Annotated in this window: 20 protein-coding genes and 1 riboswitch; of the genes, 19 read left to right on the top strand and 1 reads right to left on the bottom strand. The window is 44.9% G+C overall.

The window, feature by feature from the left end; genetic code table 11:
• Nucleotides 1-35 precede the first annotated feature (35 nt).
• From ACTCCX_RS02630 to ACTCCX_RS02600, 7 genes are all read left to right on the top strand, one after another.
• Nucleotides 36-428 carry a GNAT family N-acetyltransferase gene (locus tag ACTCCX_RS02630; RefSeq protein WP_463274594.1) on the top strand — a complete coding sequence of 131 codons (393 nt, stop codon included), beginning with the start codon at nt 36-38 and terminating at the stop codon, nt 426-428.
• Nucleotides 425-1,198, top strand: coding sequence for a segregation/condensation protein A (locus ACTCCX_RS02625; RefSeq protein ID WP_463274593.1), 774 nt, complete (start codon nt 425-427; stop codon nt 1,196-1,198). Before ACTCCX_RS02630 ends, ACTCCX_RS02625 begins: the two co-directional genes overlap by 4 nt.
• The gene (scpB, locus tag ACTCCX_RS02620) at nt 1,191-1,811 is read left to right on the top strand and encodes an SMC-Scp complex subunit ScpB (protein WP_463274592.1); all 621 of its coding nucleotides are present in this window, start codon (nt 1,191-1,193) and stop codon (nt 1,809-1,811) included. The genes ACTCCX_RS02625 and scpB overlap by 8 nt, the downstream gene beginning before the upstream one ends.
• A gap of 34 nt (nt 1,812-1,845) precedes the next feature.
• Nucleotides 1,846-2,583, top strand: coding sequence for a pseudouridine synthase (locus ACTCCX_RS02615; protein ID WP_463274591.1), 738 nt, complete (start codon nt 1,846-1,848; stop codon nt 2,581-2,583).
• A 31-nt stretch (nt 2,584-2,614) separates the two neighbouring features.
• Entirely contained in the window at nt 2,615-3,337 is a 723-nt protein-coding gene (locus tag ACTCCX_RS02610) for a response regulator transcription factor (RefSeq protein WP_463274590.1), read from the top strand.
• Nucleotides 3,334-5,133 (top strand): HAMP domain-containing sensor histidine kinase, encoded by a 1,800-nt coding sequence (locus ACTCCX_RS02605; protein ID WP_463274589.1) that lies wholly within the window; start codon nt 3,334-3,336, stop codon nt 5,131-5,133. The genes ACTCCX_RS02610 and ACTCCX_RS02605 overlap by 4 nt, the downstream gene beginning before the upstream one ends.
• Nucleotides 5,134-5,244: 111 nt before the next feature.
• Nucleotides 5,245-5,372, top strand: a riboswitch (FMN riboswitch).
• 118 nt (nt 5,373-5,490) lie between these two features.
• Nucleotides 5,491-6,066, top strand: a complete 576-nt coding sequence (locus ACTCCX_RS02600; protein ID WP_463274645.1) for an ECF transporter S component — start codon at nt 5,491-5,493, stop codon at nt 6,064-6,066.
• Between the two features lie 118 nt (nt 6,067-6,184).
• Here the strand turns inward: ACTCCX_RS02600 and ACTCCX_RS02595 are convergent, their stop codons facing one another.
• Nucleotides 6,185-6,418 (bottom strand): ferredoxin, encoded by a 234-nt coding sequence (locus ACTCCX_RS02595; RefSeq protein ID WP_463274588.1) that lies wholly within the window; start codon nt 6,416-6,418, stop codon nt 6,185-6,187.
• A gap of 36 nt (nt 6,419-6,454) precedes the next feature.
• Between ACTCCX_RS02595 and ACTCCX_RS02590 the strand changes: the two genes are divergently transcribed.
• The 12 genes from ACTCCX_RS02590 (at nt 6,455) to ACTCCX_RS02535 (ending at nt 19,136) form a co-directional block, all read left to right on the top strand.
• A complete protein-coding gene (locus ACTCCX_RS02590) occupies nt 6,455-7,525 on the top strand; it encodes a YpbB family protein (RefSeq protein WP_463274587.1) in 1,071 nt (356 codons plus the stop codon).
• The gene (locus ACTCCX_RS02585) at nt 7,518-8,957 is read left to right on the top strand and encodes a RecQ family ATP-dependent DNA helicase (RefSeq protein WP_463274586.1); all 1,440 of its coding nucleotides are present in this window, start codon (nt 7,518-7,520) and stop codon (nt 8,955-8,957) included. The genes ACTCCX_RS02590 and ACTCCX_RS02585 overlap by 8 nt, the downstream gene beginning before the upstream one ends.
• A 65-nt stretch (nt 8,958-9,022) precedes the next feature.
• Nucleotides 9,023-9,613: a LysM peptidoglycan-binding domain-containing protein gene (locus ACTCCX_RS02580; protein WP_463274585.1), complete on the top strand. Its 591-nt coding sequence runs from the start codon at nt 9,023-9,025 to the stop codon at nt 9,611-9,613.
• A gap of 61 nt (nt 9,614-9,674) precedes the next feature.
• Nucleotides 9,675-10,370 (top strand): (d)CMP kinase, encoded by a 696-nt coding sequence (gene cmk / locus ACTCCX_RS02575; RefSeq protein ID WP_463274644.1) that lies wholly within the window; start codon nt 9,675-9,677, stop codon nt 10,368-10,370.
• A 157-nt stretch (nt 10,371-10,527) separates the two neighbouring features.
• Entirely contained in the window at nt 10,528-11,781 is a 1,254-nt protein-coding gene (rpsA, locus tag ACTCCX_RS02570) for a 30S ribosomal protein S1 (protein ID WP_463274584.1), read from the top strand.
• 177 nt (nt 11,782-11,958) lie between these two features.
• Nucleotides 11,959-13,272 carry a ribosome biogenesis GTPase Der gene (gene der / locus ACTCCX_RS02565; protein WP_463274583.1) on the top strand — a complete coding sequence of 438 codons (1,314 nt, stop codon included), beginning with the start codon at nt 11,959-11,961 and terminating at the stop codon, nt 13,270-13,272.
• A 202-nt stretch (nt 13,273-13,474) separates the two neighbouring features.
• Nucleotides 13,475-13,750: an HU family DNA-binding protein gene (locus ACTCCX_RS02560; protein WP_068560639.1), complete on the top strand. Its 276-nt coding sequence runs from the start codon at nt 13,475-13,477 to the stop codon at nt 13,748-13,750.
• Between the two features lie 517 nt (nt 13,751-14,267).
• A complete protein-coding gene (locus ACTCCX_RS02555) occupies nt 14,268-15,551 on the top strand; it encodes a tetratricopeptide repeat protein (protein WP_463274582.1) in 1,284 nt (427 codons plus the stop codon).
• A gap of 31 nt (nt 15,552-15,582) precedes the next feature.
• Nucleotides 15,583-16,134 carry a YpiB family protein gene (locus tag ACTCCX_RS02550; protein ID WP_463274581.1) on the top strand — a complete coding sequence of 184 codons (552 nt, stop codon included), beginning with the start codon at nt 15,583-15,585 and terminating at the stop codon, nt 16,132-16,134.
• A gap of 63 nt (nt 16,135-16,197) precedes the next feature.
• Nucleotides 16,198-16,986: a 4-hydroxy-tetrahydrodipicolinate reductase gene (gene dapB, locus ACTCCX_RS02545; protein WP_463274580.1), complete on the top strand. Its 789-nt coding sequence runs from the start codon at nt 16,198-16,200 to the stop codon at nt 16,984-16,986.
• Nucleotides 16,983-18,548, top strand: a complete 1,566-nt coding sequence (locus ACTCCX_RS02540; RefSeq protein WP_463274579.1) for a CCA tRNA nucleotidyltransferase — start codon at nt 16,983-16,985, stop codon at nt 18,546-18,548. Before dapB ends, ACTCCX_RS02540 begins: the two co-directional genes overlap by 4 nt.
• A gap of 111 nt (nt 18,549-18,659) precedes the next feature.
• Nucleotides 18,660-19,136: a hypothetical protein gene (locus tag ACTCCX_RS02535; RefSeq protein ID WP_463274578.1), complete on the top strand. Its 477-nt coding sequence runs from the start codon at nt 18,660-18,662 to the stop codon at nt 19,134-19,136.
• Nucleotides 19,137-19,352 lie beyond the last annotated feature (216 nt).

Here is a 19,352-nt window from a genome sequence, read left to right as displayed (position 1 = left end):
TGTCGGGGTAAATACAAAGTGAGAAGGAGATCGAAGTGTTCATTTCTTATAATCAATCATGTGAAAAAATAGCTATGGGTCTGCTTTCTTATGTGACAGATCTGAAGAATGTAGCGAGGCTGAAGCCGGAAATGGACAGCTACATTGAAAATGGCGATAGGAGATTATTCTTGTGGAAAGATGAAGAGACCGATAATATCGTTGCTCTGATAGGCGTGGAAATAAATGAAGCGATGGTGTTGGTTCGCCATATCGCCGTCTCGCCTTCTTTCCGGAAGGAAGGCATTGTCCATCGTTTGCTGGATGGCTTGCAACAACACTATCCCACAAGCGCAATCAACGGAACTCTCGAAACCGCGCCGTTCATCGCCAAATGGAATCAGAAACAACTGAACCGAAACGACGAGGAAACGAGTGGGTCTTTGTGAGCGAACAAAATGAACTCACCCTCATATTGCCGGATTTTGAGGGACCGTTGGATCTCCTCCTGCACTTGATCAAAGAGCTGAAGGTCGATATTTTCGATATTCCAATTGCGGAAGTGACTTATCAATATCTGCGTTACTTGGACACGATGCAGGAAATGAAATTGGATATTGCCGGCGATTATCTGTTGATGGCTGCGACGTTGCTGGAAATAAAAAGCCGTATGTTGCTTCCAAAAAAAGAAGTGACTTTCGAAGAGGAGTTTTATGAAGAGGGCGAGGATCCAAGGGAAAGCTTGATCCAGCAATTGGTGGAATACAAGCAATTCCAGGAAGCCGCCAAAGCCCTGAAGACGATGGAACAGGAGCGTGGTCTGTATTTCACGAAGCCGGCAACCGACCTGGAGGAGCTCCAACAAGCGATTCCGCTTGCTCCAGGCGAAGTTTCTGCAGCGGATCTGATTGCCGCGCTCCAGAAGATGTATCAGAAACTGCAGAAGAAGAAGCCGCTTCAGGCCACAATGGAGCAGGAACAATACACGGTGGACCAGACGATGACTTGGATCATGGAAAAATTGGACAACCTGCCGGATGGTTCTGACCCGCGGCTTCCTTTTGCGGCTTTTTTTGAAGTCCATACCAAATCGCAGATCGTGAATACATTTTTGGCGATGCTCGAATTGGTCAAAGAAAGAAAAGTCAATTTTTCGCAAGAAAGCACATATGGAGACATTTATATACTACGCAATATGGGAGTTTTAGCAAATGAATAAAAAAGGGGCACTGGAGAGTCTGCTGTTTGTGGCAGGGGATGATGGCTTGAGTATGGACGAAATCACCTCTTTATTGGAGACCACCCCATTGGAAGCGCAAAATCTGTTGACCGAAATGCGGGCGAGTCACAACGACAACATCCATTCCGGTCTGACGCTTATCGAAACCCGTAAAAGGTACCAACTCGCCACAAAAAGAGAATATGCAGAACTCATCAAAATGTACGCTGTTTCGCCATTCGCGACACATTTATCGCAAGCTGCGCTGGAGACGCTGGCAATCATCGCGTACAAGCAACCATTGACCAGGATGGAAATCGATCAGATCCGCGGCGTGCAGTCAGCGGGATTGGTCCAAAGGCTGTTGTTGAGGGGGTTGATAAAGGAAATCGGACGTTCCGAAACACCAGGAAGGCCGATTATCTACGGCACAACCGATTATTTCATGAATTATTTCGGGTTGACCACAATTGATGATCTGCCGAATGTGGACGAATTATTCCAAATGCAGGATAATGAATCATTTGATCTTTTTGATTTCCCTGCGGACGAAGAAACAGAGAACCAACTTGCTTTTTTTAAGACAGATTCCGTCATACCGGAACAAGAATGACCGACAAAAACAAATAAGAATAATAGGTGAATAAATGGAAAGATTACAAAAAGTTATTGCTCACGCAGGAATAGCATCAAGGCGGAAAGCCGAAGAGCTGATCACTTCGGGTGCAGTCAGCGTCAACGGAAACAAGGTAACGGAACTAGGGGTCAAAGTGTCGAAAAGTGACAGAGTGGAAGTGAACGGCTTGCCGATCTATCGGGAACAGCCTGTTTACTACTTGTTCTACAAGCCAAAGAATACCCTATCCTCTGTGAAGGATGATAAAGACCGGACTGTCGTCACTGATTTTTTCAATGTAAAAGAGCGGATCTATCCGATCGGCAGATTGGACTATGATACGACCGGGCTGCTTCTTTTGACCAATGACGGTGAGTTTGCGAACCTGTTGACCCATCCCAAATATCATATCGACAAAACCTATGTCGCCAAAGTCGGCTGCATCCCTACACGCTCCGATCTTCACAAATTGGAGAACGGAATCGTAATAGACGGCAAAAAAACATCGAAAGCGCGGGCTAAGCTGATTTCCGCCAATTCCCAAAAAAATACAGCAATCATTGAATTGACCATCCACGAAGGCTGGAACCATCAAGTCAAAAAAATGTTCGAAAAAATTGGTTGTCCCGTCGAAAAACTGAAAAGGGAATCATTTGGATTTCTTACGCTCGGTGATCTTAAACCGGGGCAACACCGAGAGCTGAAGGCGTTTGAAATCGAGAAGCTGAAAAATATGGCCCTTGCGAACGAAAAGGCATCAAAAAGGTAGTTTTCTTATCTAATCGGAGAGGATGATCAAGATGACAAATTCCAGCGGGAAAATATTGATTGTGGATGACGAGGAGCGCATCCGCAGACTGCTGAAACTCTATCTGGAAAAGGATGGCTACGAAACAGCCGAGGCAGAGGACGGGACAACAGCGGTAGAAATGATTTTGAATAACCATTACGATCTGGTGCTGTTGGATATCATGCTTCCCGGAATGACTGGCATTGAAGTAGCCAAAATTATCCGCAAGGAAAAAGAAATACCGATCATGATGATAACTGCCCGCGGCGAAGAGAACAATCGCGTGGAAGGATTCTTGTCAGGAGCGGATGACTATATTGTGAAGCCGTTCAGTCCAAGAGAAGTCATGCTGCGGGTTGCAGCCATCCTGAAGCGGACTAAGCCTTCAGAATCGGAATCGAGCACAATCGAATATCCGATGCTGAAGATTTTTCCGGATGCCAGAAAAGTGCTGGTTGACGAGGTTGCTATCAATTTGACGCCCAAAGAATTTGAATTACTTCTTTACCTTTCAAAATCCCCGGAAAAAATATTCACGAGGGAAGTTCTTTTGAAAGAAGTCTGGAAATACGAATTTTTTGGCGATTTGCGGACAGTAGACACGCACGTCAAGCGCCTGCGTGAAAAACTGCTGAAGCAATCGAAACCTGTTTCTAAAATGATAGTGACCGTTTGGGGGATGGGTTACAAATTTTCCCCGAATGATGACCAAGCAGCAGACAATAAAAAATGAGAAGAACGAGCATTTTTCTCAAATCATGGGTCCTATTGACTTTTTTGACTGTAACCATCATGACTTTGATGTATATCGGCCACGCAATCATCAGCGTGAACTCAATCGAAGATACTTACAACAAACTGTTGCAGGAGCAAATCACCGCGTACAAGGAAACCATTATGTCCGACCCTGAAGGTTATCTCACACGAGCGGATACTGCCCAACCATTGAATCCGGAATTGTCCTATTACATCAAACTAGGGGATCAGAGCCGTTTTGTCGTGCCAAATCCGGATCTGCAAGGGCAGTCCGAGCTGCTTCTGGAGAACATACTGGCGGATGACCAAATTCAGGATGCAATCGACAGCAATCTGGATGATTTCAGCAAAATCACCATAGAGGATGAGGAAAATAATCCCTTGCTTTTGATGGTTTTTGTCCATACTTTTGAATTACAGGGACAGGCCGGAATGCTCGTCATCGGTTACGATCTGGATGAATTTCAGGCGTATGATCTGAATGCAAAAAGCATCACGCTATTGCTGTTGACCGTCTATCTCATGGGGACGATCATTTATTATCAGCACCTGATCAGGAATGTTGCGGAACCGTTGGAAGTTATGACGGACATCGCTTTCAAATACTCACGGAATGATTTTTCGAAGCGGATCACCTTCGAATCTTATGACGAGATATCCGGACTGGGCACGGCCATGAATAAGCTGGGCAAGACCCTCCAAGCCACAACGTTGATGAACCGGGAAGAGCGCGAACTGTTGAATCATCTGTTTGATTCCTTGCCGGCCGGGATTCTTTACTTTGATCAAAATTTTCATTTGAAATTAGTGAACGGACCAGGCCAAGAGTTTTTGGATTTTTGGCGGAGGGTGGATCCGGATGCCGAGGCAAAAGCGATACCGCATCAGTTCAAGGAAATGGTCCAGCACGCTTTCAGCACGGCTGCAGGATCGGAAGCGGATTTCAGTTGGTCACAGCGGCATTATAAAGTAAAAGTGACACCGGTCATCCAAACAGATCTGCAAAAAACATCCGGCGTCCTGATTGTGTTGCAGGATGTCACGAACGAACGGCAGTTGGATATTATCCGTGGCGATTTCATCACGAATGTATCCCATGACTTGCGGACGCCGTTGCAGATGATCAAAGGCTACAGCGAAGCCATCATCGATAACATCGCTGAAAGTAATGATGAGAAAATTGAAATGGCTCAAATCATTTTGGATGAAGCGACCGAGATGAACAAAATGGTGAATAACCTCCTGGATCTGTCGCGCATGCAAGCGGGTTATGTTGACCTGAATCGGCAACCTGTCGATCTTGCCACTTTCTTCAACCATTTGTCCGGCAGGTTCGAGAACAGCTTCAAAGAAGCAGGGATCCAATTCTCTTATGAACTGACGGATGGCATCAAAACCTATCCGTTTGACGAAGAGAAAATGAATCAGGTTTTCTACAATCTTATCGACAATGCGGTGCGTTATTCAGCCGAAATCGGCACGCGCAGACAAAAATTCATCCATATCACGGTCCGGCTGGATGATATGTTGGACAAAGTTGTCTTCGAAATCAGCGATAACGGAATCGGCATTCAGGCAGAAAGTTTACCGTTCATTTTCGAACGTTTTTACAAAAATGACAAGTCGCGGACGTACTCGAAACAGAAAGGGACCGGCATCGGGCTTTCGATCGTGAAGACAATCGTGGCAGCGCACGATGGGGAAATAGAAGTTCACAGCGAGCCTGGTGTAGGGACAACTTTCTTGGCCAGTTTTCCATTTCATGCCGGTTGAGCAGAACGATCGAAAGATAGTCTTAAAATCATTATCTCGAAATCGTGATAATTTCCTTGACAAGTGAGTGTGCATCGCGTATAGTTTGTGTATAACAAAAATATAAATAAGATTCGTCTTCAGGGCAGGGTGAAATTCCCGACCGGTGGTGAAAGTCCACGACCTCGCAGTGGTTCATTGCGGGCTGAACTGGTGTAATTCCAGTACCGACAGTACAGTCTGGATGGAAGAAGATGGGGTTTCTTTGGATTGCAATTTCAAAGGCTCTATTTTTATGTGTCCATTAGCGGATGATAAGAATAGGGTCTATTTGGATTTGGAGGAACCCATCTCTGAGACAGTCAACAGGGAGGATTTATTAACATACAACAAAACAAAACAAAAAGATTGGTCGGCATTTCACTATTCGGGGCATTGGCATTTGTGCTGATGTTCATCGCTTTCCCGGTAATCCCAGCTTTTTCTTATCTGAAAATCGACTTCAGCGATTTACCGATTCTGCTTTCGTTTTTCCTGTACGGACCGGCCGGCGGAATCATCTCCGCAGTCATTCGCTCCGTTCTGCACTACGTCCAAACAGGCGGTGATATGGGGTATCCGATCGGGGACTTCGCGAGTCTATTGGCGACGTTGTCTTACACATTACCTGTCTACTATCTATTGAAAAAAGCAAAAACAAAAACAGCCGTAATTTTGGCGCTGTTGACGGGCACTTTGGTGTTGACGGTTGTCTTATCGGTAGCGAATTGGTTCATCATCACCCCGTTGTACATGTATCTGTTGAATTTTGAAATGGGCCCCATCAAAGAATTGGTGTTGGCCGGCGTCGTGCCTTTCAATATCATCAAAGGACTTGTCGTCAGTGCGGTCATCCTATTGGTGATGCCGAAGTTGAAGCCTTGGTTGGCACATAATAAGGTTCCGATCGCTTAAGAAACATTTGCGTTTTACGATTTGATCGTTTCAAAATCAAGAGGCTGTACCCGAATCATCATTGATTCGGGTACAGCCTCTTTTGGATTTATCCTTCAGCAAGGACCACTCAGAGTCGCTATTCCGCTGAAGGGAACGGACGGTTGGAACGCAAAATGGCGCCGGTTGGGCATTTGCGGTAGGCATGCAGAAATGCATCAAATTGTTCGGCCGTAACTGGTGCCGTTCCCGCATTCGCATCCATTTTTGTGAAAGCTATCCCTTCGGAGGTGTAATCGAAGAGTTCGGGCGAAATTATTTGGCAAAGTCCGCAAGCGATGCAGTTATCCTGGTTTACTTTGGTATAATACATACAGTACCTTCTTTACAGAAATATGGTGGTGAAAATATGAAAGGTTTGACATACATAGAGTATCTTTTTTTGGATTGCATTTCAACCGAGCGCCCCATTAAGGAAGCGACTCTTTTTTATGTACTGATCGGCAAACGGACCGTGTCCACGATGCTCCAGTGCCGACAGTATGATTTGGAAGCTTATTTCAATGCTATGCCGGGCATGAAGCCGAAAGTGCTGAAAAAAGGACTTGAGCGATTAACTTCTGAAGGTTTGATCAGCGGCAACGAAGGTTTGGGTTATCTGCTCACGGAAGCGGGTATCGGGGAAAAAAATGACTTTTTAAGCAGTCATGCGCATTTCTCATTGGGAAACCAGATGAAATTTGCGCTCATTCAAGGTGTTTTGCGTCGGCGGATGCTGTTTCTGATCCAAATCCTTTCGGAAATGCTGCATAAGAATAAACAGTACTATCCCATTGAGAGGGAAGCGAAAGAGCAACTTTGGATGAAGCGTTTGCTGGCGCAGCATTCCGAGGATAAAGAGTCATTTGCGAAAAGTTGTGGCGAGGAATGGCGTGCCTATCTGTCACGTTTACCTGAAAGGGATGCCGGCATCTTTGCCATGCAGTTTGAAGGCAATGACCATCTAAGGAAAACAACCGGACAAATGGCTGGACTGTTCAAGGTAGATGAAGCCGAAGTGAAAATATTGCTGCACCAAAATTGGCTGAGATTGTATGATTCTTTGGAGCAGGAGCCGGAAAAGTTTCCTGTCCTTTCTTCGGTGATGCGCATGACGGCAAATGAAACCGGCTTGGCTTCCGCCAGTGCGGAAACGACCATGCGTTATTTCCGGAACGGACATGGGATGAATGAAATCATTTCGATGCGGGGATTAAAACAGAGCACAATTCAAGATCACTTTGCCGAAATCGCACTGATCTATAGGGAATTCCCAGTGCCAGCATTTTTGGATAAGGAGAAAATGCAATATCTGCAACAGCTTGCGGCACAAAAAGTTCGAGTCGATTACCGGGAAATTCAAGAAGTATTTCCCGAAATCAACTTTTTTGAGTCCCGTTTGATCCAAATAAGAAGTGAGGTTGCGGCTAAATATGGATGAAGCACAATTGAAATCAGAACTCCAGAAATACTTCGGCTACTCGGAATTCAAAGTCGGCCAAGTAGAACCAATCCAATCGGTTTTGGCAGGTAAACACACGCTGGCCACTTTGCCGACGGGAACAGGGAAGTCGTTGATATACCAACTAAGCGGCTATCTTTTGGATGGAATAGTCGTCATCGTTTCACCCCTTTTGTCTTTGATGGAAGACCAAGTTGCCCAACTGAAATTCATGGGCGAAAAAAGAACGGCCTCATTGAACAGCATGATGCAGTTCGAAGAAAGGCAAAGATTACTGAGCAGCCTGGATCGAATAAAGTTTTTGTTCCTTTCTCCGGAAATGCTGCAGAATCAAGTTGTGTTGAATAAACTCAAGCAGATTTCGCTCGCTTTATTTGTGGTTGATGAAGCACACTGCATTTCCCAGTGGGGCTTGGATTTCCGTTCCGATTATCTTTTTCTGGGAGCGGCAAGAGAAGAATTGGGCAACCCTCTGACACTGGCGCTCACTGCGACAGCTACCTCGGCTGTGATGAGAGACATCATCGGTTCTTTGCATATCGACGGGAACGACTTGAATGTTTTCGAGGGAGCCGTTGACCGCCCCAATATTTATTATAAAGTCGTAGCAGTGCCTCCAGAAGGGAAAAACGAACACCTCCTGGAGCTTCTGGAGAAATATCCATCTCCCGGTATCATCTACTTCTCCAGTAAGGCCCAAGCTGATGCGGTCGCCTTTATGATCCGGAAAAAAACAAGTTTGCGGGCGGAAGCCTATCACGCCGACCGGACAAATGAAGACAGAATCACCATCCAACATCAATTCCTTCAGGATGAGTTGGACGTCATCTGCGCCACAAGTGCTTTCGGGATGGGGATCAATAAACCGAACATCCGCTATGTGATCCATTACCACCTGCCGAATTCTCTTGAGGAATATGTGCAGGAGATAGGCAGAGCAGGGCGGGACGGGCAACAGAGCGCGGCGGTCCTGTTGTATTCGGAAACGGACTACACTTTCAAGTTGAAGATGCTGCAAGGCGATTTTCCGAACGATTTTGTGATTGCGAGTGTCCTCAAAAATAAAGCCATCAATCCCGATTACGGAAGTCCAACCGAACAAACATTGCTTGTGCATATTCTGAGGCAACAGCTCACGCAAGCGGAAGCGAAGCGTTTCGTCGCGGCCAGGCGCGAGCTTAAGGAAAATCTTCTGCAGAGCATGAAGGGGTTTGCCGATACCAACAACTGCAGACGTGCTTACATCTCTGCTTATTTTGGAAAAAGCAGTCTTGTCAAACCCACTCACTGCTGCGACAACTGTGGGAACGGGGAACCGCTTTTAGCTGGGGGAGTAAGCCCAAAGAATGCGGTTCCAACGACAGTGTCGCCACATTGGGAAAAAATCCTTTCCGACCTTTTTCTTTTATAAAATTTAACCCAAAATTTGCAGAAATGTGCTACAATTAGCATGAATCACTTATAGGAGGAACCCGAATGGATAAAAAGAATCGCAATCGCAATAATGGAGAGCCTTGGTCACGCAAGTTCGGCGAAGATGAGAATCTGAAGAGCCGACAATATTCGCGTTCAGCCAGAAATACAAAAAATAAAGAAGTAGCACCTCTATTAAAAGTATTGCTGTTTCTCTTTTTGGCTATTCTGATTATTCCTTTTGCTACGATCTATTTTAATAAACAGAATCAAAATACTCCCGCACCTAAGAGTGCTGAACAAGTGATGATCAACAAAAGAGTGGCCAGTTCCAGTGTCGAGAGCAGTGAAGAAGCGTCTTCCGAAGTGACCGAATCATCCAACGAAATCGCTGAAAGCGTCACGGAACCCGAATCATCGATTGTGGAAACCCCGAGTTCAAGTGCTGTACCAGCAGTAGTTGAAACGCCGGTTGAAATAGTCGAGGAACCTGAAACGACAACCGGGGAATACAATAATTCCTACACCATCAAAGCGGGTGATAACCTTTACCGGATCGCTTTGAACCATGGAATGACCTTGGATGAATTGATGCAGGCTAACGGATTGATCAGCACAGAAGCACAAATCGGTATGGTACTGCAAGTTAAATAACGGAAGCCGTCTGATAAGGCGGCTTTTTCGATGAAATCGTAGAGAACGAAGTTGGAGGGTTATTGTGAAAAAAATGAACATTGCCATAGACGGTCCCGCATCGGCCGGAAAAAGCACCATCGCAAAGAAAGTTGCGGAAAAGTTAGGGTACATTTATCTGGACACTGGTGCGATGTATCGGACGTTGACGTATGCGGCTTTATCCACCGGAGGGGATCTCCACGATGAAGAGGCTTTGCACAAGTTGCTGCAGGAAATCAGGATTACATTTTCGACTGCCGAAAACGAAATGCAACGTGTTTTTCTGAATGAAGACGACGTAACTGAATCAATCAGATCGGATGAAGTGACCCAAAATGTCTCCTTGGTCTCATCTTACGCAAAAGTTCGTGAAGAGATGGTTGCTCGCCAAAAGAGCATTGCACAATTAGGCGGTGTTGTGATGGATGGCAGAGATATCGGAACTGTCGTATTGCCGGAAGCGGAGGTCAAAATATTCATGACCGCGACTGCAGAAGAACGGGCGTTGCGACGCTACAAAGAAAACATTGCCAAGGGTATGAGCACTTCACTGGAAGAATTGACGGAAGACATGAAACGCCGTGACCATTTGGATAGCACCCGGGCGATTTCCCCTTTGAAAAAAGCGGATGATGCCATCGTTTTGGACTCTACCCATCTGGAAATCGACGAAGTTGTCCAGATGATCCTAGGAATTATCGAAGCCCAGTTAAAACCCTTACAAACATTGGATTAACAATACTAGACGATTTTAAGCAAAAATGTTAGAATGATTATATGCAGTATTACGCTTTCAAAAATATAGAGTCAAGGATTAACATCTCAGCCGCAGGGCGGGGAGGTTAAGAGACCTAGCCAATCGGTTGCCGCAGACTTTTAGGAGGAATAGTTACATGTCAGATTACATTGAAAACCCAGAATTAAATGAAGAAGAGTCCAATAACGTTGAACAGACTATGCAAGACGTGTTGGATGAAGCGTTATCCATTGAGGTGGGCGATACTGTCAAGGGGGAAGTTTTAAGCATCCAAGATAGACAAGCCATCGTAGGAATCATTGGGGGCGGCGTTGAAGGAGTCATTCCTTACAACGAATTATCTGCAAAACCCTTCGACGAAGTTACAGAAATCCTAAACGTAGGTGACGTTGTGGATTTGGTTGTCATCAAACAAATCAAAGACAAAGAGAATGGTAGCTTCTTGCTTTCGAAGCGCCGTGTTGATGCTAAAATCGTTTGGAAAGATATCCAAGATAAATTCGAAAACAACGAAATTATCGAAGCACCAGTCAAAGACGTCGTTAAAGGCGGATTGGTCGTTGATGTCGGTGTGAGAGGATTTGTTCCGGCTTCAATGGTAGAAGATCACTTTGTGGAAGATTTCAGTTCTTATAAAGGCAAGGTAATGACATTCAAGATTGTTGAACTTGAGCCGAGCGAAAACCGTCTAATCTTATCACATAAAGCGGTTGTCGAATCAGAAAAAGAAGCCAACAAAGGTAAATTGATGGATGAATTGGTAGCCGGAGATATTGTCGAAGGTACTATCGCTCGTCTGACCAACTTCGGAGCATTCGTCGATTTGGGTGGCGTGGATGGTTTGGTCCATATCTCCCAAATTGCCCACGAGCATGTGAAGAATCCTGGAGATGTATTGGCTATCGGTCAAACCGTCAAAGTCAAAATTTTATCCATCGACAAAGAAAATGGCCGTGTATCTTTGAGCATAAAAGACACATTGGCTGGTCCGTGGGATGCAATCGCTGAAAAAGCGCCGATTGGAGCTGTATTGACAGGTGTTGTCAAACGCTTGACAAGCTTCGGTGCGTTTGTGGAAGTTTTCCCTGGCGTCGAAGGTTTGGTGCACATTTCCCAAATTTCGCATCAACACATTGCGACTCCGCATGAAGTGTTGCAGGAAGGTCAAGAGATTCAAGTCAAAGTATTGGATGCAAAAGAAGATGAGCAACGCTTATCCCTCAGCATCAAAGCTTTGGAAGAAAAAGCTGCAAACGAAGCTCCAGCAGCTGAAGAGAAAAAAGAGAAAAAAACCGAAGAATATGTGGCTGACGATTCAGACGCGAACTTCACATTAGCAGATTTATTAGGTGACAAACTTTCAGGTTTGAAAGACGACACTGAAGCCTAATCAGCAAGGAACATGAACATGTGAGGGCATGGAATTCCATCCATGCCCTTTTTTTGTTGTTATTATCGATGGATGTATGTTATAACTGACATGGACGAAAACATTGAGAAAACCATATACAGTGAGCAAATACCCAAAAAGATTTGTGTTGTAGAGGAAAAGAAAGGCGGAGGTTAGATGCCAAATCCAGTAGTAGCCATAGTAGGCAGACCAAACGTAGGAAAATCAACAATATTCAACAGACTAGCGGGAGAACGGATTTCCATAGTCGATGATGTCTCGGGTGTCACGCGTGACAGAATTTATGCAAAAGGAGAATGGCTTGGTAAAACATTCAATATCATTGATACAGGCGGAATCGATATCACGGATGAGCCTTTTATGAGCCAAATCAAATTGCAGGCACAAGTGGCAATTGAAGAAGCCGATGTGATCATCTTTTTGACATGCGTCAGAGAAGGTGTGACGGATGCCGATGAAAACGTCGCGAGAATCCTTTACCAGTCAGATAAACCTGTCATATTGGCGGTAAATAAAGTGGACAATCCAGAAATGCGCGCCGAAATATTCGATTTCTACAGTCTGGGATTAGGTGACCCCTATCCAGTGTCAGGCAGCCACGGCTTGGGTCTTGGAGACCTGCTTGATGCGGTTGTTGCGAATTTCCCGTCGGAAGACGAGAATGCGGAAGAAGAAGATATCATCAACTTCAGCTTTATCGGTCGTCCGAATGTCGGCAAATCTTCCTTGGTGAATGCCATTTTGGGAGAAGAACGCGTAATCGTATCAAACATTGCGGGCACAACACGTGACGCTATCGATACGATGTTCGTTGATGATGAAGGTACAAAATTCCGAATGATCGACACAGCCGGAATCCGCAAAAAAGGAAAAGTCTACGAATCCACGGAAAAATACAGCGTCATGCGTGCTATCCGTGCAATTGAGCGTTCGGACATCGTTATGGTCGTGCTGAATGCGGAAGAGGGTATCCAGGAACAGGACAAAAAAGTTGCCGGATACGCACATGAAGCAGGTAAAGGGATCATCATTCTTGTCAATAAATGGGACACTTTAGAAAAAGATAATCATACGATGAAGGAGTTCGAGGAAAAAATCCGCAAGGAATTCCAGTACCTCTCATATGCACCGATTATGTATGTTTCTGCAGTGACGAAACAGCGATTGTCCAATATTCCTGCAAAAATCAAGGAAATCAGCGAAAATCAAAACCGCCGTATCTCATCATCCTTATTGAATGATGTCCTGATGGATGCCGTCGCGCACAATCCGACACCAACCGACAAAGGCCGTCGCCTGAAGATTTACTACATGACACAGGTGGCCGTAAAACCGCCGACATTTGTCGTTTTCGTCAATGACCCGGAATTACTGCATTTCTCTTACGAGCGTTTCCTTGAAAACAGAATCCGCGATTCGTTCAATTTTGAAGGCACCCCTTTCCATTTGATCGCCAGACAAAAAAAATAATTAATCTTCAGAAGGCATTAAATCCACTATAATCGTTGCAGTAGCACGGTTTGTGTGATATTCTTTATTAGAAATATCTTTTCAATTTGACTGCGGTATTTCAGAACTGTTTTTGGACCACTCAAAAATAGTTATTCCATGTTTTGTTGTGTTATCAAAGAAAGCATGTATTCTTCTTTTTTAAAGGAGGTGAAAGGACAACATGGCAAACAAAGCTGAATTAATCGAAAGAGTTGCTGGAAAAACAAACTTGACTAAAAAGGATGTTACAGCAAGCGTTGATGCATTATTTGAAGTGATTCAAGAAGCATTAAAAGACGGTGAAAAAGTTCAAGTTATCGGTTTTGGTAATTTTGAAGTTCGTGATCGTGCAGCTCGTAAAGGACGCAATCCTCAAACTGGGGAAGAAATCCAAATCGAAGCAAGCAAAATTCCTGCATTCAAACCAGGTAAAGCATTGAAAGATGCAGTTAAATAATTCCTAAAAAAATGAAGTTGGGGCCTTACGGGGCTTCAGCTTTATTTTTTTGTACACTAGGAAAGTATATAATTTTTCGGATTGAAAAGTGCTTCACCGTAGGTGTTTCACGCGTTTGCAAAATGTTTCATGCACCTAAAATGATGGCCAGCTTCACGGGTTAGCCCTTCGGAAAAGGAAAAAGGAACCTCTTGTCTCTGCGAGCCAAGACATACTGTTCGACTAACCTGCTGACAGAGGAAGTCTCTCACCAATTGCGCTCTTCGATGCTCAGTCGGACAGATTTCCTAAAGTGTCATGACTCTTGCGATTTCAATCGCTTAGAGGAATGATACACTTGACCGATTAGGTCACAGTGTTTCCTTAATCAGGGCTGATCGAACCCGTTCAGCTTTTGTTGGTGGATCCTTGGGAGAGAAAAGCCTGAGGAACAAATAGATACAGATGCTGAACTTTATGATAAAATATAAAGGAAGAGCACCAGCAAGAAGAGTGTATTTGAAGGAGCAGTAGATGAATGAATAGAGAAGCACAGGCAATGATAGAAGCCATTCAAAAGAACGATTTGGGCGCGGCTGTCCAACTTTTCAAACAATCAGTAGAGCAATCCGTCCTAGAGAACAACAGCGATGACTTGGCCGAATTGGCAGAAACGCTACATGCCCTGGGATTCTTGAGTGAAGCAAAAGAGGCATTTGGAGCGTTGAACTATCTGGCTCCGGACATACAGGAGTGGAATATCGCATTAGCGGAAATCGCCATAGATGAAGATGATTACGATCGAGCTTTGGATATCCTGCTCACGATCGATAAAAAAAGTGACGTATACCCACAGGCTTTGTTGACGATGGCTGATGCTTACCAAGTACAAGGATTATACGAAGTCAGCGAAAAGAAAATTTTTGAAGCAATGGAGCTGTTGCCGGAAGAACCCATACTGGATTACGCGTTGGCACAACTGTACCATTCGATCGGGGAGTACAAGAAGGCGATCCCAATCTATGAGGAACTTGTATACGGAAACGGGGAAATCGCATCCGCAACGCAACTGCACTTTTTCCTCGGCGATTGTCATAATGCGATCGGTGAATTCGAGACGGCTTTGCAGTATTTGGAAAAAATCCCGGCCGATGAACATTTCCCTGACAGTTATTTCCAACTGGGCTTCACCTATTTCCAACTTAAGGAGTATGCACGGGCCATCGCCATTTTTAATAAATTGCTCGAATCGGACAATGCTTACCTAAGTGCATATTTGTACTTGGCAAATGCACTCGAGGCTGAATTGGAGTTGGAAGAAGCGCTTACCATAATGGAACAAGCGATCATGCGGAATCCTTATCAGCATGAATTTTACACGACAGCGGCCAGACTGCAATTGAAGCTGAACCGGGAGCAGGATGCGGAGCAGAATTTGCTTGAGGCGGCAGCGCTTGAACCGGACCTCTCCAGTATCCACTTGGCCCTAGGGAACCTGTTGCTGAAACAAGGTAGATTCGAGGAATTGATTGCATACATTTCCGAGCGGGCAGAGCAGGAAGACAACGAGCCACAATACAATTGGTTGTTGGCAGCCAGCCATAATGCCTTGGAGGACTATGATTCAGCAAGCAAAGAATATCAGGCGGCTTACCCGCATTTTGCCGACAATGAGCCGTTTTTGCTGGAATATGCAGCATTCTTGAGAGAGGAAGGCAATTGGGAAAAGTTGAATGAGGTCATCCACCAAGGATTGGCTCTTTATCCCGCCAATACCGAGTTGCTTCAACTTCATGATGAGCTGCACCATTTCGATCAATAAGTCGTCATCCCATCGGATAGGAGGTTTTAAAATGATGAATCCTACTTTGGAGGAGAAAAAAAATTTTATTTCTTGGTTTATTCAGAATTATCAATTGAAGCGCAGAGAGTCCCTTTGGATACTCAATTATCTGCTCAATCATGAGATTTTATTGAAGAATATCCATCTGATTGAGGAAGTCCATACAACGAACAGAGGGATGGGGTTTGCCGTAGTCGGCAATCCGAAAGATGCCTTCACGTACTATAAGGACGGAAAGACATTCGAAGATCCCGAACAGGCATTCCATGATCTGCGGTTGAATTGGAAAGAGGATTTTTATCTGGAGTTGTTCTTCGATCAATCCTACCAAGTCCTTTCATTTTTTGGCGTTTTGGAGGACAATCCATACATCCAGGAATCCGACATTTTCGATAAGGATCTGGAAGCAATCGTGGAAAAGTCGCTGGAAAAATTGGCGGTGAAGGATCGCATCCATTATCTGAAAAAACAGATCGATATCGCGCTGATCCAATACGATGAAATCAGCTTCAAGAAGTTCACGAAAGAATTAAAAGAGTTGGAAGAAAAAAATATGATCTGATACAACGCGGACATGGCGCGGAAAAAGCGTGCCGGCAGCGTTAACAGGAAAGGAACATGTGGAATGAAGATTGTAGTTTCGGGGTTTAAAGGCAAAATGGGGACCGCCTGCACGAATATGGTTTTGCGGCAGGAAGATTTTATTTTAGCGGCTGTATACGATCCTTTCGCAACGGAAAAGCAGCTGGATGAATTACCGCAATACGCCGGCCATCCTGTGAGAGTATTCCGTGATAAAGCGGAGCTCGTCAAGGAGATTGAAGCTGATGTTTGGATCGATTTCTCGAGACCGGATGCAGCTTATGCCAACACGCGGTTCGCTCTTGAAAATGGCATGCGCCCCGTAATCGGTACTACCGGTTTTTCCAGTGAGCAATTGGAAGAATTGACCAACTACTCCAAAGAGTTGGGTTTGGGTGGCTTGATTGCCCCGAATTTTGCGATTGGTGCCGTGCTGATGATGGAATTCGCGGCAAAAGCAGCGAAATATTTTCCGGATGTGGAGATCATGGAATTGCATCATGAGAATAAGCTGGATGCGCCAAGCGGCACCGCTATCAAGACTGCAGAATTGATTTACGAAGTCAGAGGTGACCATCAACAAGGGCATCCGGATGAGAAAGAACTGATTGAAGGTGCAAGAGGGGCTGATTATCATGGTATGAAAATCCACAGTGTCCGTTTACCTGGCCTTGTTGCGCATCAACAGGTGCAATTCGGCAGTGCTGGAGAAGGTTTGACTATCCGACACGATTCCTATGACCGTGACTCATTCATGAACGGTGTAGCCCTTTCGTGCAGAAAAGTCATGGAAATCGACCATCTGATCTATGGATTGGAAAACTTCCTATGATCATAAATGCACCGGAATTTCAAAAAGCGATACCGATCATTGAAGCCATCGAGCGGGCTGGATATGAAGCCTACTTTGTTGGGGGAAGCGTGCGCGATACGCTGTTGAATCTGGATATTTCGGATGTCGACATCGCATCGAGCGCTATGCCTGAAGAAATTCAGCGGATCTTCCCGATCACCTTTGATGTAGGCATCCAACATGGAACGGTGATGGTGTTACATGAGCGTGAGACATACGAAATAACAACTTTCCGGACAGAATCAAAGTATGAAAAGTTCCGCAGACCGGAGAAAGTCGAGTATGTGCGTAGTCTGCAGGACGACTTGAAAAGGCGCGACTTTACGATCAATGCGATTGCAATCGACCGCCATGGAAACATCAAAGACTTCTTCAACGGGCAGGGGGACTTGGCGAACAAATTGATTCGGGCGGTCGGAAATCCGGAAGAACGCTTTAGGGAAGATGCTTTGCGCATGATGCGCGCAGCCAGGTTCGTGAGTCAGTTGGATTTTGAAATCGAACAAGCGACGAAGGAAGCCATCGTCGAGTATCATCCTCTCCTTTCAAAAATTGCGGTAGAACGTGTGCGTGAAGAGTGGAACAAGCTTCTGATCGGAAGAAACCGCAAGGGCGGAATCAAGTTTTTTGTCGAAACCCGTTTGTTCCAGATGTGCCCCGGATTCCAAAATCGGGAAAAGGCATTGATCGACTTGGCTCTGTTTCCGCTGCAATTCAAAGGGACGACGATTGCTTGGACCGTGTTGGTGCATTTCCTTGATTTGAAGGATGAAGCAATCGAACCGTTTTTGCGCCAATGGAAGTGTTCCCGCAAGGAGATCATGGATATACGCACAGGCGTACAGGCGCTCAACAAACGCCTCCAGCAATTTTGGGACTATCCGCTCCTGTTCGAAACAGGGATCGAAATTGCGTTGGAGATTGAAGCCATCATTGAAGGGTTCGGCCTGCCGAACCAGAGCGAAAATCTGATTGAATTGAACGAATCCATGCCGATCCATACGCTGAAAGATTTGGCTTTGGACGGAAAAGAATTGCTTTCCTTGCTGGGGATCCAACGTGGCGGGCCTTTCGTGGGCGAAATTTTCGAAGAATTGAAAACGTTGGTATTGGCAAACAAACTGGAGAATAGCCCCTTCGCACTGAGGGACTTCATTACGAAAAGAAGGATGATTTATTTGGATGAGATGTTCGAATCCGACTATACCGTGGGGGAAAAAGATTTGGCGTCCGAGATCGGATCGGGTACGTTGCCGGTACTGGCAACACCCGCATTGTTGGCGATGATCGAAAATGCCTGCATGGGAATCGTAAAGGAGCATATTTCTGAAGGCGACACGACTGTAGGGATACACTGTGATCTGCATCATAAAAAAGCCTCTCCCATCCATGCTGAAATAAAAGTGACGGTAAGAGTGACGGAGCAGAGAGGGAACAAATACTTCTTCGAGTGCGCGGCCTATTCACAAGGACATGAAATCGCATCGGCGAAGCATACAAGAGCCGTCGTCAACGTAAATGAATTCATGAATAACCTATAGCATCCCAACTTACTTTATTTCCGTAATCGGAAATGTATTTGTACCCACTTTTAAAAAAATATGATAAAATAGTTACATATTCAAAAAGTAAATATATCAGGAGTGATTTCGATGAAAAAAGTAATGACAGGATTGAGATTTATTTTTAGAAATGGCGAAACATGGACGATCAAGCGCGAATACATCGGAGACTTATGGATCAAACAAGTCACAACGAGCTACGGCCGAATCGGAAACAGTGATTTCCAAGAAATCCACCCATGCGAATCTTTGCGTATCGAAATTAACCAGGAAGCAGATCATGTCAACACGAGCGATATCAATCTGGGCGGCCTTGAGCAAGGCATGTTCGATCGCGTTGCGAGCCATCAAGACATCGAAAAAATGGATATCCTGTATCAAGATGAAGATCACCCAAAATCCGACGTCATCGTTGAAGTGGACCGCATCTACTTCCCTTACAAAGCATTGGATACAGACGGATTCGACAATGAATATCAATCATCATTCGTTTCATCCGAAAACAAATTATATATCGTAATCGATCCAGAAAAAAATGTGAAAGATATTTATTCTGATATCGTTTAATCGAAGAAAGGGACCCTTTGCATTCGGAAATTAGATAAATCTGTCCTATTGCGCTCTTCGATGCTCAGTCGGACAGATTTCCTAAATTTCTTTCAGGGCTGTACGAACCCGTTCAGCTTTTCTTGTCCATCAGGAAACCTTTCATTGTAGGCCATCAAAAAAATAAGACAATTATCGTTTTTACGGTAACATTACCCGCGACATAGGATATAATGG

Source organism: Trichococcus sp. (genome assembly GCF_055118575.1).
Note: the sequence above shows the minus strand (reverse complement) of the source record. Positions and strands in the feature narration are given on the sequence as shown.

Excerpts from the sequence above, each read along its gene's own strand:
- scpB (WP_463274592.1), top strand. The coding sequence starts at position 1,191 with ATGAATAAAAAAGGGGCACTGGAGAGTCTGCTGTTTGTGGCAGGGGAT.
- ACTCCX_RS02615 (WP_463274591.1), top strand. The coding sequence starts at position 1,846 with ATGGAAAGATTACAAAAAGTTATTGCTCACGCAGGAATAGCATCAAGG.
- ACTCCX_RS02610 (WP_463274590.1), top strand. The coding sequence starts at position 2,615 with ATGACAAATTCCAGCGGGAAAATATTGATTGTGGATGACGAGGAGCGC.
- ACTCCX_RS02605 (WP_463274589.1), top strand. The coding sequence starts at position 3,334 with ATGAGAAGAACGAGCATTTTTCTCAAATCATGGGTCCTATTGACTTTT.
- ACTCCX_RS02595 (WP_463274588.1), bottom strand. The coding sequence starts at position 6,418 with ATGTATTATACCAAAGTAAACCAGGATAACTGCATCGCTTGCGGACTT.
- ACTCCX_RS02590 (WP_463274587.1), top strand. The coding sequence starts at position 6,455 with ATGAAAGGTTTGACATACATAGAGTATCTTTTTTTGGATTGCATTTCA.
- ACTCCX_RS02585 (WP_463274586.1), top strand. The coding sequence starts at position 7,518 with ATGGATGAAGCACAATTGAAATCAGAACTCCAGAAATACTTCGGCTAC.
- ACTCCX_RS02580 (WP_463274585.1), top strand. The coding sequence starts at position 9,023 with ATGGATAAAAAGAATCGCAATCGCAATAATGGAGAGCCTTGGTCACGC.
- rpsA (WP_463274584.1), top strand. The coding sequence starts at position 10,528 with ATGTCAGATTACATTGAAAACCCAGAATTAAATGAAGAAGAGTCCAAT.
- der (WP_463274583.1), top strand. The coding sequence starts at position 11,959 with ATGCCAAATCCAGTAGTAGCCATAGTAGGCAGACCAAACGTAGGAAAA.
- ACTCCX_RS02560 (WP_068560639.1), top strand. The coding sequence starts at position 13,475 with ATGGCAAACAAAGCTGAATTAATCGAAAGAGTTGCTGGAAAAACAAAC.
- ACTCCX_RS02555 (WP_463274582.1), top strand. The coding sequence starts at position 14,268 with ATGAATAGAGAAGCACAGGCAATGATAGAAGCCATTCAAAAGAACGAT.
- ACTCCX_RS02550 (WP_463274581.1), top strand. The coding sequence starts at position 15,583 with ATGATGAATCCTACTTTGGAGGAGAAAAAAAATTTTATTTCTTGGTTT.
- dapB (WP_463274580.1), top strand. The coding sequence starts at position 16,198 with ATGAAGATTGTAGTTTCGGGGTTTAAAGGCAAAATGGGGACCGCCTGC.
- ACTCCX_RS02540 (WP_463274579.1), top strand. The coding sequence starts at position 16,983 with ATGATCATAAATGCACCGGAATTTCAAAAAGCGATACCGATCATTGAA.
- ACTCCX_RS02535 (WP_463274578.1), top strand. The coding sequence starts at position 18,660 with ATGAAAAAAGTAATGACAGGATTGAGATTTATTTTTAGAAATGGCGAA.